The organism is Bacillus cereus group sp. Bc010 (assembly GCF_027716745.1).
GTDB lineage: Bacteria > Bacillota > Bacilli > Bacillales > Bacillaceae_G > Bacillus_A > Bacillus_A pacificus.
The window spans coordinates 86,706-97,865 of the sequence record NZ_JAQFUY010000018.1 but is presented as its reverse complement, the minus strand read 5'-3'; the positions used below and the strand labels follow the sequence as shown (position 1 = coordinate 97,865).

The following is an 11,160-nucleotide window of genomic DNA, read 5'->3' as shown; positions in this document are numbered from 1 at the left end:
AACGTTTAGTCATTCAAGAATCCCACCCGTCAATCCGTAAGGATTAGGGCTTGCGACTTTAGTCGTGGGAGTCTCAAATGTTTACTTCAATTGAAAAAATGTAGCGAAACGTTTGAACAAATTCAAAAACAATTAAGAAATGATTATTTAATAAGAGGAATTTGTGAAAGAGAAGTTGATGAGATAGTAATGGGAAGTAAAGAATATGAAACATATTTTCTTCCTAAAGTGTTACAGTGGAATTTTTTGAGGGAACATCCACACCTGATCGGAAAAATTTGCGAAGATTTTTTTGCATTTGAGTCATTACATCTTACGGAGGTAGGTGGGAAACAATTATAAATTGCGTGGGAAATAAGAGATTTATTATATAAAAAAGCTAGTATAAAACTAGCTTTTCGTTTAAATAAATAAGAAACATAGACTTATGATAAATCCTGCATATAGTAAGTTCACGACGCAAAATCCCATAATATCACGAGCGCCTAAACCAGCTATTGCCAATGCGGGTAATGCCCAGAAAGGTTGAATTAAATTCGTCCAAGCATCGCCCCATGCAATGGCCATTGCTGTTTTTGCAGCAGGTACACCAAGTTCAGCACCAGCTGGAATCATAATGGGTGCTTGCACAGCCCATTGACCGCCACCAGATGGAACGAAAATATTAACGATGCCAGCACTTAAAAAAGTAAAGAGTGGGAAAGTCGTTTCGTTTGAAATGCTAATAAAGAAATTTGAAATAGCTCCTCCAAGTGAAAGTCCTTCACTATTTGCTCCAATCATCATCCCCATAATTCCTGCGTAAAACGGAAATTGAAGTAAAATGCCAGAAGCACTTTTTGTAGAATCTGAAAAAGCACGAATATATTGAATCGGAGTACGGTGGAAAATAAGTCCAGCAATTAATAACATAAAAATAACGATATCAAGTGTAAGGTTAAAGCCTTTCGTATAAAAGTAATTGAAAATATAAATGAGACCTAACAATCCAACGCAAAGTGTAATAATGATGCTATTTTCCATTTTCTCAGCGAACGTATTTTTCCCTACTTCTTGAGCGGCAGCTTCTTCATGGAATACGCTAGGATCTACCGTTATCGTATGTTTTTCATCTGGATGCATCGCTTTATTAATGAGAGGCATCGTAACGAGAAAAATAATAACTGGCACGAGAGCGTATGGTGAGAATAACGTTTCTGTTATTGGAATCGCTTCTTTAATACTTCCAGCTGTCGTTTTCATTAACGTTTCGCCTCCAGTTGCTAACGTGAGAGGGATAGAAGCAGAAAGCCCCGCATGCCAAATGAGAAATCCAGAGTAAGAAGAGGCAATGGCTAACCTATAATCTAATCCTTCAAGTTGCCTTGCTACTTCCTTTGCATATAAAACAGATACAACAATACCAAAGCCCCAGTTTATGTACGCCCCTAGTAAACTTACGATTGAAATGGCAATAATACCTTGTCCATTCGTTTTCGGTAGTTTTGCAGCTTTCGTTAACCATTTTTTAATGAGAGGAGCGTTTGCTAAAGCAGATCCTGTCACGAGTACAAGTGCCATTTGCATAGAAAAGGCGAGAAGTCCCCAAATGCCATTCCCCCAGTGATTAATCATTTCCACAGGTGTTTGATGCGTTGCAAACATGCCGAAGAAAATAACAAATACGGTTAATAAACATGATAAAATAAACGGTTCTGGCAAGAAACGTTGCACTAAGGCGACGCAACCATTAGTAAAAGAACGAAACAAAATAGATCAACCTCCTTATGTATATGTATTACAATTATTCGAGGTTGTTTGGGGGATAACCTTCAATATAAAGAAAATTCAGATATTTAAAGGGTGGTAATTTATTGATAGGTTAATATAGAGCCTTGTATCAGATTCTGCTTTTAAAATGCTAGAAGAAAACGGTTGTAAATGGGGTAGCGCTTATAGGGATAGTATAGAGAAAGGTTACTAGCTGATTTCAAAGCAACTATTGCAAAGGGAGAGGATATTCAATACAATAGTGTTGCATTACATGAGTAATATGTTTTAGCGCAAATCTAGCTAAAAATGTTTATACAAATACATTTAAAATTGATGGAGGAATCATGATTAAAAGTTTTTATCTTTTAAAGCCTAAAATGTTTACGGCAGATATATATTATAAAGTTTTTATTACAGGTGAATGTATATATTTTATAAAGATTGGCGGACAGTTTCATAGTCGACATGCTTATAAAAAACAATTACCTGGTATTTCAGAGCTATTGTTTTTGTTCTGGTTCAAAAAAATTGAGAAAAAACAATTAAACTTAGAAACTGAAATAGATACAAAAATACATACTGGCAATATACATGAACTCTTGCAATTAAAGAATAACTTTTCAATTGAAATAAATATAATTGAAGAGGTACTATTAAATAAACGAGGAACGTTTCATACAGGTTTTAATGATAATGGAACAATTTCCTTTATGTTAAAAAATGATCAAAAAATAAAGTTCATCATACCGGAAGAAACTTTATTTTCATCTATAGAAGAAATTTTCGACCAATATGAACAGACAATCTTTGTAAGGGAAGTGTTTTAATACATTCTCCAAAAGATGTAGATGTATTAGTTAAACGCTCAATTAAAATTGTAAACTGCTTATAAAATTTTAATTGAGCGTATTTTAAGCAATTATTTTTTCAACATCTTCTAATAACAAAAAGGTAATTGGTATAGTAGTGTAAATAATGTACTGCAATGAGAAGCTTCCACTACTGTGGAAGCTTCTCTAAATGATGTGCAATATCAATATACATATTAGAGTAAACGGAGTGGATTTCATTACTTGGCGTAGCGTTAGAAGAGAAGTGGACAATTACCATATTCGCTTTCGGATCGATGTAAAGTGTTTGTCCGTAACTACCTAACACTTCGAAAGCACCTTGTTCATTGTGCGGAATCCACCATTGATTATGATAAGAAATGGAAGCGCCAGGGCCAACTGCAAGTTCACCTTCTTGGACATTTTTTATATCTTCAGTAATAGAAGAAGGGAGAATTTGTTTTCCGTTATATTCCCCGTTGTTTAATAGTAATTGCCCGAATCTAGCCATATCTCTAGCAGTTGCATTTAAACCAGCACTAGCTTGTTCAACTTTTGTTTCATCTGTTACGTAATACGCGTTTTCTTCCATACCAATTTGAGACCAAATACGCTCACTAACATTTTCAGCTAATGATTTACCAGTGATCGTTCGAATCACCCAAGCGAGTGTTTCTGCTGATCCGTTATCGTAAGAAAAATCGGAACCAGGCGGTGCAGTTTCTTCTGCTTCTCGTAACATATCATAAATTTTCATCGGGCCGTCGTAATTTTTACCTCGAGGTAAAATATTGCTCGCTAAATATAGTTGTGCATCTTGATTTTCTAATGCTGGATGTTCATATCCGTGAGTAGGATATTCTACAGAAACTTGCATATCCAATAATTGCTGAAGCGAGGCTTTACCAAACGGTGTATTTTTTAATTCTTTTATATATGTGTCAGCTGTTTTTTCTAAGTCAATACGGTTTTCTTCAGCGAGAGATTGTATAATTGCCCCGGTAAATACTTTTGCTAATGACGCCATACCATGAGGTTCGCTCTCGTTATATCCATTGAAATATCGTTCATATACAAGTTGTCCATTATGTACAACGACGAAAGCATCCGTTTTGTTATCATCTAAAAGTTTTTTTAGAGGAGTTGTATTTCCAAATCTACGCTCCACAGCAAAATCGTCTAAGTTTTGCAATGCGGTAGAGAAGTGAAAAACGTGATCCGGGTTATTTTTCACCTCGTTAATTAAAGTGAATTCTTTCATATGTGTATACGACCAACGTAAGTACGGGTCATCTATCCAATTTTTCTTCGTCACGTTATTTTTCGATGGAGTCGTTTTATTATGTTTGAAGTATGTAAAACCGAGCCCTGTAATTACAAATATAAATGTGATTATGAGTAAGAGTAGGGGAGATTTTTTAAGTTTCATATCGGTCCCTCCTTGTTTTTTCTATTATAAGTATACGCTTCAATTGAAAGAAATACAAAATAAGGAAAGTAAACGGGGAAGTTTACTTTCCTTATTTATGTTAAGCGGAAACTTTTCCGTCTGTATGTTGTTTCTTGAACTTTTGTTTTCGTCCGTGTAATCCATAATAAAGAAGTAAAGTGAACGCAACGATAATGGCTGCGATGAAATACATATTATGGTAACTTGATTTCGCTGCGACGATACCTAAAATGAAAGAACCAAAGCCAATACCACTATCAAAGAATGAGAAGTACGTAGCTGTCGCAGAACCACGTCTATGGTTTGGAGCTGCAGAAATCGCAATCGTTTGGAAGCTAGGAATTAATGTTCCGTAACCTAAACCGATTAACATACCTGCGCCAAGGAACCAAAATGAAGTTTGTGCTTGGCTTAAAATGAACATCCCAATTGTGAAAATAATAATAGCTGGATAAACAAGTACATTTTCACCGAAGCGATCAAAAATCTTACCTGTAAATGGACGAGAAATGACAACAACAAGTGCATATAAAATAAAGAAGTAACTTGCAATGTCAGCTAAACCTAGCTCTTTTGCATAAATAGGAATAAAGGATAAAATGCCACTATAAGAAAAGGCTAAAACAAATCCTGTAAGAGCGATTGGAATAGAAGATGGTTCAAGTAAGTCTTTCCATTTCATTTTTTCTCGTTTTTGTTTGCTTACAGGTGCTTCATGTGGAATATTTACAAGTAGTCCTAATAAAAATGCAAGCAATGAAAATATGGAACAAACGATAAATAGTACAGTGAATGAAAAATGAGAAATAATTGTTAAACCTAAAAAAGGACCAATTACCATCGGCAAACTCATAAATACGCCAAAATAGGCAAGTGCTTCGCCGCGTCTATGAGCTGGCGCAACATCCGTGACAATCGTACCAGTTGCTGTTGTTGCCATACCGAACCCAACACCATGTAAGAAGCGAAGGGCAAGTAATAAAAATAAACTTTGCGCACCGAAATACATAACAGTAGCAGCTAAAAATAAAGAAAGTGAAATAAATAATATTTTCTTTCTTCCTAAATCATCGAGCCATTTTCCTGTAAATGGTCGACATAATACAGATGAAATAAGAAATACAGTTGCAACTAAACCAATTTCCTCAGGTTTTCCTTTTAGGCCGTCTATTACATAGACGGGTAAAGTAGTCATAAGCATATAAAATGTTAAGAAGAGAAATAGACTACTAAAACAAGTTCCGAGGAAATCCTTCGTCCAAAGTTTTTCACTTTGCATCGTCATCCCTCCAATTTAATCTAAGTTTTTAATAATTTGTTGTAACACTTGAAATGCTTGATGTAAATCATCTTCGTTAATACCTTCTAGCGTCTTTTCTTCGAAAGTATCAACTTCTTCTTGCCATACCGGAATCATTTTTATCGCTGTTTCTGATAAAGAAATGAGCTTCTCACGGCGATCTTTTCCTTCAGTACGAATAATCCATCCCATCGTTTCCATACGTGTTAACGTACGAGTCATCGTTGGTGATTCAACATTTAAATACTGACATAATTCTGTTTGCGTACAAGAACCAGTTTGATTAATACGGAAAATTACAGCCCATTGCGCACTAAATAACCCAGTGGGAGATACGCGTTCATTAAATTTCTTCGTAAACTTGCGAGAAGTCTGGCTGACAATGTGAAAAAAATGTTGTTTTTCGTCCATGTATGTTGATCCTTTCAAATTAGTTACCTAGCTAACTATATACTTTTTTATTATAATTGTCTAGTAATAGACATGTTGATTTATGTAAAAATTTCGTATCGCTTTTTTGTTGAGAACATACATTCTGCATGTTATTCTTTAATTAAGTAAAGAATTTTCTTTCTATTAAAAAGAATGGGGGAACTTGTGATGATTAAGCCTGCAACAATGGAGTTTGTTTCACTATCGAACGGAGAAACGATTGCGTATCAGGAAGTTGGAAGGCAAAATGCAGAAATTCTTGTACTCATTCACGGAAACATGACATCGTCACAACATTGGGATTTAGTCATTGAAAAGCTGCAAGATCAATACCATATTTACGCTCTTGATTTAAGAGGATTTGGTCAATCAACATATAATAAAGCGATAGATTCCATACAAGATTTTGCAGAAGATGTAAAACTATTTATTGATCAATTAAAACTAGAGAAATTTTCATTAATGGGCTGGTCAATGGGCGGTGGTGTTGCGATGCAATTTACAGCGAATCATCCAACGTTTGTCGAAAAGTTAATTTTAGTAGAATCGGTGGGCATGAAGGGATATCCAATTTTTAAAAAAGATATAAACGGGCAGCCAATCGTATCAAGTTTAGTAAAGACGAAGGAAGAGGTTGCACAAGATCCTGTACAAATTGCTCCAGTACTAGATGCGATAAAAAATATGAATAAATTATATTACCGAACAGTATGGAATCTATTAATATATACACATAATCAACCTGAACCAGATCGTTATGAAAAGTATTTAGACGATATGTTAACGCAACGTAATTTCGTAGATGTGAATTATGCGCTCATTACATTTAATATTTCGGATGAACATAACGGGGTTGTAGAGGGAAATAAGCAAATTCATCGTATTAAAGCTCCGACGCTTGTCATACAAGGTGACAGAGATTATGTCGTACCGCAAGTAGTGGGTGAGGAGTTAGCGAAACATTTGCCGAATGCTGAATTGCAATTATTAGAAGATTGCGGTCATTCACCGTTTATTGATTGTTTAGATGTATTTATAAAACATGTAGAGGATTGGTTAGAACAGAAATAATCCCCGAAATGAAAGGTATTGCATATGCTATAACATTGTATGTAAAAGGGGAGATTATCCATGCATCATCCGCTCTTAATTGCGCATTCACCATATAATCATCATATATATACAAAATTGATGATAGCTCCGCTGTATATGCAGATTTCACCAGCTGTAGTTCCGTTACAAATGCAATATCCGCAACAACCAATCGTTAGCGCACAGCAACACGTATATGGAACTGCATTTTATAAAAATCCGTACTTCAAGCAATTTCATAACAATGTGAAAGCACAAGTTTGGGAAGGATAGGAAGCTAAAAGATTCATTCTTTTAGCTTCTTTTTAATTGCGAATATTCGTACACGCATTTGCAGAAACAGTTTATAATGAAAAGTGGAAAGCGTGAGAAGGAGAGGGAAAGGGATGTCACTGCGTTTTACTTTTTGGATTATGGTTGGGATTGTAGCAATCTCGGGTTTGTCACAAGGAATGCTTTTACCGGCCATTGCAATGATTTTTGAACAAGAAGGGGTTAGTTCAAGTATTAACGGTATTCATGCGACAGCACTATACATTGGGATATTAGTGATCTCACCGTTTCTTGAAAAACCGATGCAAAAGTTTGGAATGAAGCCAATTATCGTGATTGGTGGGTTTCTCGTTATTATTTCATTATTCTTTTTTACACAAACATTTTCGTTTTGGGTATGGTTTATCCTTAGATTTCTAGTTGGCGTGGGAGATCATATGCTACATGTCGGAACACAAACATGGATTACGACAACATCGGATCCGAGTAAAATAGGTAGACAAGTATCGATATACGGTGTATTCTTCGGAATTGGTTTTGCCGTCGGTCCATATTTAGCAAGCACAGTTCAGTACGGTCTTGCAACGCCATTTATTATATCTACTATACTTTGTCTAATAGGTTGGCTGTTATTATTACCAACAAAAAATGCATTCCCGGCGCAAGATGAAAGAGAAGTGAAGAGTGAATCATCATTTTCTCGTTATAAACAAGTTGTTGGATTAGGATGGATTGCACTGCTGGGACCACTTGCATATGGCGTACTGGAAGCAATGTTAAACAGTAACTTACCAGTATACGCGCTTCGAAAAGGATGGTCTGTTTCAGAAGTATCCTTCTTATTACCAGCATTTGCAGTTGGGGGCATTATTACACAAATTCCGCTCGGTATATTAAGTGACAAATACGGAAGGGATCGTATTTTAACGTGGACGTTCTGCATAAGTACGGGCATTTTCTTGCTGGCAGCCGTATTTGATCAATATTATTGGATCGTCTTTGCCTGCATGTTGTTAGCGGGTATGGTCATTGGATCGTGCTTCTCGTTAGGACTTGGATTTATGACAGATTTATTACCGAGACACTTATTGCCAGCAGGTAATATATTATCTGGAATTGCCTTTAGTTTAGGAAGTATACTGGGACCTGTATTAGGAGGCGTATTTATAGAAAAAATACAGTATACAAGCTTTTTTATTGCGGTTATGATTATAATGGGAATTCTCGCAATGTTATATATGATTTACATGAAGAATCAATTCGCATCAAGAAAAATAGAAAGTAGGTTAGGGCATGACAAAACAACCTAATAAAAAGAAATTTGAAGTACTCGAAAATGAAACAATTACAGACTGCTTAGCACGTATGGAACAAGAAGGCTACGCACCGTCTCGTCGCATGGAAGAGCCAATCTTTCATGAAGTGAAGAAAGACGGTAAAACAGTAGTTGAACCGTGCGGTAGGAAGATTGTTTTTGAGGGGAAATTGAAGTAATACGTTATATAAAAAGAATGTGCTTTTGGGTACAAGTAAGATAAAACATATGGTCACATAAGAACGCTACTGATTTCAATATCAATAGCGTTTTTATTTTTAACAAATATATAGATCAAAATGAATTTCTGCTTGAATGGAACTAGCAAAATCAATAATGTTTTTTTGTAAATATATCGTGGGTGATTCGTTATTCTCCACTTGAATCACTACCATAAAAAGAAACTCTAAACTATACTTCTTCTTGAGATGTTTTAATTGTTCTGTTTTTCCTTCAAGGGATTGTAGAATAACATGTAACTGATTATTTATATCGTATGATTCTTGATAGCCAGTGCTTAAAGTCCAATTAGTTTCTTTTCTATATAGGGTTTTGGTGGATACAAGATTCGGATTATCACGTCTTGCAACAACATCACCTTTTTTATAAGTTCTTGTAGGCTCGATACTTAGGGCATTGGTAATTGCTTCAACAGGAAACACATCACCCGTTGCACTAAAATAAGCCATAACTTTGGTTTTATCCAGAATGGTTCCTCCTCTATTATTAAGATGTTACTTTTATTACATTATAAAAATTTAAGAATGTATTTGCTAGAATGTAAATATGTTTTTTATTGAATTTTGGCGTTGGTATATGAATGATAAAGCTAGATATATACCTTTGTAGGAAAGAACAATGATACAAAAGTAGGATGCTTAAAAATATAAATATTTGTATGATAAAAACAAAATATATTTTAAAAATCAGAATGTAGAGGAGGGAAAATATAATATGATACAAAGCATATATGAAACGCATTTATATGTAAGAAATTTAGAAAAGGCAATAGATTTCTATCAAAATAAATTAGGTTTATCATTAGCAAAAAGACTATCGAAAAGACGAGTTGCATTCTTTTGGGTAGGAGAAAATAAAGAGCAAATGCTCGGGTTATGGGAAGTACATAGTAATGAAAATTTTGAGACGAAACACTTCGCTTTTCGTGTAGATTTAGCGTTTTTAAAGACTTCTAAATTGTGGTTAGAGAAGTGTGGAATAGAGGTAGTAGGGAGTCAGGGGAAAGGAAATGAAGAGCCAATTGTCCAAAGGTGGATGCCAGCTGCAAGCGTATATTTTCTAGATTGTGATGGAAATAAATTAGAGTTTATTTCTATGTTATATGATGATCCAGATGAATTAGAATATGCAACGTATTTAAGTGAATGGGAAGCGGAGCACCAAGAAGAATAAAGTGAAACTTTAATCAGTAGGGGTTTTATAGCATTGTATTATGTTAAATAGATAGAGACAAAAAAATCCCTCAAGAAAAGGCATGTTCTTGAAGGATTTTTTTATTGTTTGTAACTTATTAACGATCTTCACGTTTAGATATTTCAGCGCGTTGAATATAACCATCAGAGAAGCTGAAATAAAGAGAATAGCTTCCGCGATTATATATAAAGCCTTCGCTAGTCATATCCTCTCCGATTAAATCGGGCTCACCAAACCACTCTTTTAATTCATCGATAGAAATATCCATTTTCACCCATATATATCTAGCGTCCCAAGGGTACATATCAATATTATAATCGCCGTATACCGCTATATTAGGTGCATCACATTCTGTACATGGTGCTTTTTTCAAAACATCAGGCACTCCATATTCTTTTTTTACTTCAGATATATCTTTACGCAATGAATTTAATGTAAATGGACCAAACGTTCCATTCTGTAAAGCGGTTGTTAACATTTGTTTCAGTTCTTCTTTTGAATTGATGTTGAAATTATAATTTCTGTTTTTTGCTATTGCATTATATAAAAATTGTGCATACTCTTCACGTTTCACAAGCGTGTTGCCATTGTAATTACCTGCCTCATCACCGTAGGATATTCGGTTACTACGTAGCGTATTTACAAATTTATAAGCCCAATGATCTTGAGGTACATCTTTAAAGTTATTTTGTCCTTTTGATTGTAATTGAAATGCTTTTTGTAATACTACTGCCATTTCATAACGAGTTAATGCATCATCTGGACGAAAAGCACCTGTTCCATCACCTGTCATAATTCCAGCTTGTACAATAGCTTTAATATCCTTTTCAAACATATGATTTTTAATATCGTTAAACATATTACTTTGTTCATTATTTGCTGTTAAACCTAAATAACGAGCGATTAAAGAAGTTACCTGGCCTCTAGTAATATGATCCCCAAAACCAAATTTTCCATTTCCATATCCGTTAAAAAGTCCTGCTGCTGCTAAGTAATCAATAGCATCTTTTGACCAGTGATCCTTTGGTACATCTGTAAATACAGTGTTCGCATTGCCAGCTACCTTATAGTTATTCGTAGTTGTTTGTGCGTTTGCTGTGCCTACCATCATTGTAGTTGTTAGTGCTGTGGTGATTAAGAATCCGAAAATTTTTTTAGCTTTGCTTGCTTTCTTACCCATTTGCGAAAGCCTCCCCAGTTTAATTTAACTTTATTAAACATACGTATTACACATATACATTTAATACAATTAAATGTATACATCGCAATTATAACATGTAAA

Annotated in this window: 12 protein-coding genes and 1 pseudogene; 7 read left to right on the top strand and 6 right to left on the bottom strand. The window is 34.9% G+C overall.

Features of this window, described 5'->3' with window-relative positions; translation table 11 throughout:
- The first annotated feature begins 42 nt into the window (after nucleotides 1-42).
- Nucleotides 43-374 (top strand): annotated as a pseudogene (locus tag PDQ68_RS18980) (hypothetical protein).
- A gap of 28 nt (nucleotides 375-402) precedes the next feature.
- On the opposite strand, the gene PDQ68_RS18975 reads toward PDQ68_RS18980, so the two are convergent.
- On the bottom strand, nucleotides 403-1,749 hold the full coding sequence (locus tag PDQ68_RS18975; RefSeq protein WP_061184293.1) for a short-chain fatty acid transporter: 1,347 nt from the start codon (nucleotides 1,747-1,749) through the stop codon (nucleotides 403-405).
- Between the two features lie 347 nt (nucleotides 1,750-2,096).
- Here PDQ68_RS18975 and PDQ68_RS18970 point away from each other — a divergent pair, with 347 nt between their 5' ends.
- A complete protein-coding gene (locus tag PDQ68_RS18970) occupies nucleotides 2,097-2,579 on the top strand; it encodes a hypothetical protein (RefSeq protein WP_062821831.1) in 483 nt (160 codons plus the stop codon).
- 172 nt (nucleotides 2,580-2,751) lie between these two features.
- Here PDQ68_RS18970 and PDQ68_RS18965 read toward each other — a convergent pair whose 3' ends face one another.
- The 3 genes from PDQ68_RS18965 to PDQ68_RS18955 form a co-directional block, all read right to left on the bottom strand.
- Entirely contained in the window at nucleotides 2,752-4,011 is a 1,260-nt protein-coding gene (locus tag PDQ68_RS18965) for a serine hydrolase domain-containing protein (RefSeq protein WP_046647587.1), read from the bottom strand.
- 100 nt (nucleotides 4,012-4,111) lie between these two features.
- On the bottom strand, nucleotides 4,112-5,311 hold the full coding sequence (locus PDQ68_RS18960) for an MFS transporter (RefSeq protein WP_061182423.1): 1,200 nt from the start codon (nucleotides 5,309-5,311) through the stop codon (nucleotides 4,112-4,114).
- A 15-nt stretch (nucleotides 5,312-5,326) separates the two neighbouring features.
- Complete coding sequence (locus tag PDQ68_RS18955; RefSeq protein ID WP_000343680.1) at nucleotides 5,327-5,743, bottom strand: MarR family winged helix-turn-helix transcriptional regulator; 417 nt, start codon at nucleotides 5,741-5,743, stop codon at nucleotides 5,327-5,329.
- A 174-nt stretch (nucleotides 5,744-5,917) separates the two neighbouring features.
- On the opposite strand from PDQ68_RS18955, the gene phaZ reads away from it, so the two are divergent.
- From phaZ to PDQ68_RS18935, 4 genes are all read left to right on the top strand, one after another.
- Nucleotides 5,918-6,835, top strand: coding sequence for an intracellular short-chain-length polyhydroxyalkanoate depolymerase (gene phaZ / locus PDQ68_RS18950; RefSeq protein WP_139866125.1), 918 nt, complete (start codon nucleotides 5,918-5,920; stop codon nucleotides 6,833-6,835).
- Nucleotides 6,836-6,895: 60 nt separating this feature from the next.
- Nucleotides 6,896-7,129 (top strand): hypothetical protein, encoded by a 234-nt coding sequence (locus tag PDQ68_RS18945; RefSeq protein ID WP_000546488.1) that lies wholly within the window; start codon nucleotides 6,896-6,898, stop codon nucleotides 7,127-7,129.
- Nucleotides 7,130-7,242: 113 nt separating this feature from the next.
- Nucleotides 7,243-8,439 (top strand): MFS transporter, encoded by a 1,197-nt coding sequence (locus PDQ68_RS18940; protein WP_061182424.1) that lies wholly within the window; start codon nucleotides 7,243-7,245, stop codon nucleotides 8,437-8,439.
- Complete coding sequence (locus PDQ68_RS18935; protein WP_000166303.1) at nucleotides 8,423-8,623, top strand: NETI motif-containing protein; 201 nt, start codon at nucleotides 8,423-8,425, stop codon at nucleotides 8,621-8,623. The genes PDQ68_RS18940 and PDQ68_RS18935 overlap by 17 nt, the downstream gene beginning before the upstream one ends.
- A 99-nt stretch (nucleotides 8,624-8,722) precedes the next feature.
- Here PDQ68_RS18935 and PDQ68_RS18930 read toward each other — a convergent pair whose 3' ends face one another.
- Nucleotides 8,723-9,133, bottom strand: a complete 411-nt coding sequence (locus PDQ68_RS18930) for a DUF4279 domain-containing protein (RefSeq protein ID WP_061130538.1) — start codon at nucleotides 9,131-9,133, stop codon at nucleotides 8,723-8,725.
- 265 nt (nucleotides 9,134-9,398) lie between these two features.
- On the opposite strand from PDQ68_RS18930, the gene PDQ68_RS18925 reads away from it, so the two are divergent.
- Complete coding sequence (locus PDQ68_RS18925; protein WP_061182425.1) at nucleotides 9,399-9,857, top strand: VOC family protein; 459 nt, start codon at nucleotides 9,399-9,401, stop codon at nucleotides 9,855-9,857.
- Nucleotides 9,858-9,975: 118 nt separating this feature from the next.
- Here the strand turns inward: PDQ68_RS18925 and PDQ68_RS18920 are convergent, their stop codons facing one another.
- A complete protein-coding gene (locus PDQ68_RS18920) occupies nucleotides 9,976-11,058 on the bottom strand; it encodes an S-layer homology domain-containing protein (RefSeq protein ID WP_061182426.1) in 1,083 nt (360 codons plus the stop codon).
- Nucleotides 11,059-11,160: the final 102 nt, after the last annotated feature.

What these genes read in the sequence shown, in the direction of transcription:
- PDQ68_RS18925 (WP_061182425.1), top strand. Translation starts at nt 9,399, where the DNA reads ATGATACAAAGCATATATGAAACGCATTTATATGTAAGAAATTTAGAA.
- PDQ68_RS18955 (WP_000343680.1), bottom strand. Translation starts at nt 5,743, where the DNA reads ATGGACGAAAAACAACATTTTTTTCACATTGTCAGCCAGACTTCTCGC.
- PDQ68_RS18970 (WP_062821831.1), top strand. Translation starts at nt 2,097, where the DNA reads ATGATTAAAAGTTTTTATCTTTTAAAGCCTAAAATGTTTACGGCAGAT.
- PDQ68_RS18960 (WP_061182423.1), bottom strand. Translation starts at nt 5,311, where the DNA reads ATGCAAAGTGAAAAACTTTGGACGAAGGATTTCCTCGGAACTTGTTTT.
- PDQ68_RS18930 (WP_061130538.1), bottom strand. Translation starts at nt 9,133, where the DNA reads ATGGCTTATTTTAGTGCAACGGGTGATGTGTTTCCTGTTGAAGCAATT.
- PDQ68_RS18935 (WP_000166303.1), top strand. Translation starts at nt 8,423, where the DNA reads ATGACAAAACAACCTAATAAAAAGAAATTTGAAGTACTCGAAAATGAA.
- PDQ68_RS18945 (WP_000546488.1), top strand. Translation starts at nt 6,896, where the DNA reads ATGCATCATCCGCTCTTAATTGCGCATTCACCATATAATCATCATATA.
- PDQ68_RS18920 (WP_061182426.1), bottom strand. Translation starts at nt 11,058, where the DNA reads ATGGGTAAGAAAGCAAGCAAAGCTAAAAAAATTTTCGGATTCTTAATC.
- PDQ68_RS18940 (WP_061182424.1), top strand. Translation starts at nt 7,243, where the DNA reads ATGTCACTGCGTTTTACTTTTTGGATTATGGTTGGGATTGTAGCAATC.
- PDQ68_RS18965 (WP_046647587.1), bottom strand. Translation starts at nt 4,011, where the DNA reads ATGAAACTTAAAAAATCTCCCCTACTCTTACTCATAATCACATTTATA.
- phaZ (WP_139866125.1), top strand. Translation starts at nt 5,918, where the DNA reads ATGGGGGAACTTGTGATGATTAAGCCTGCAACAATGGAGTTTGTTTCA.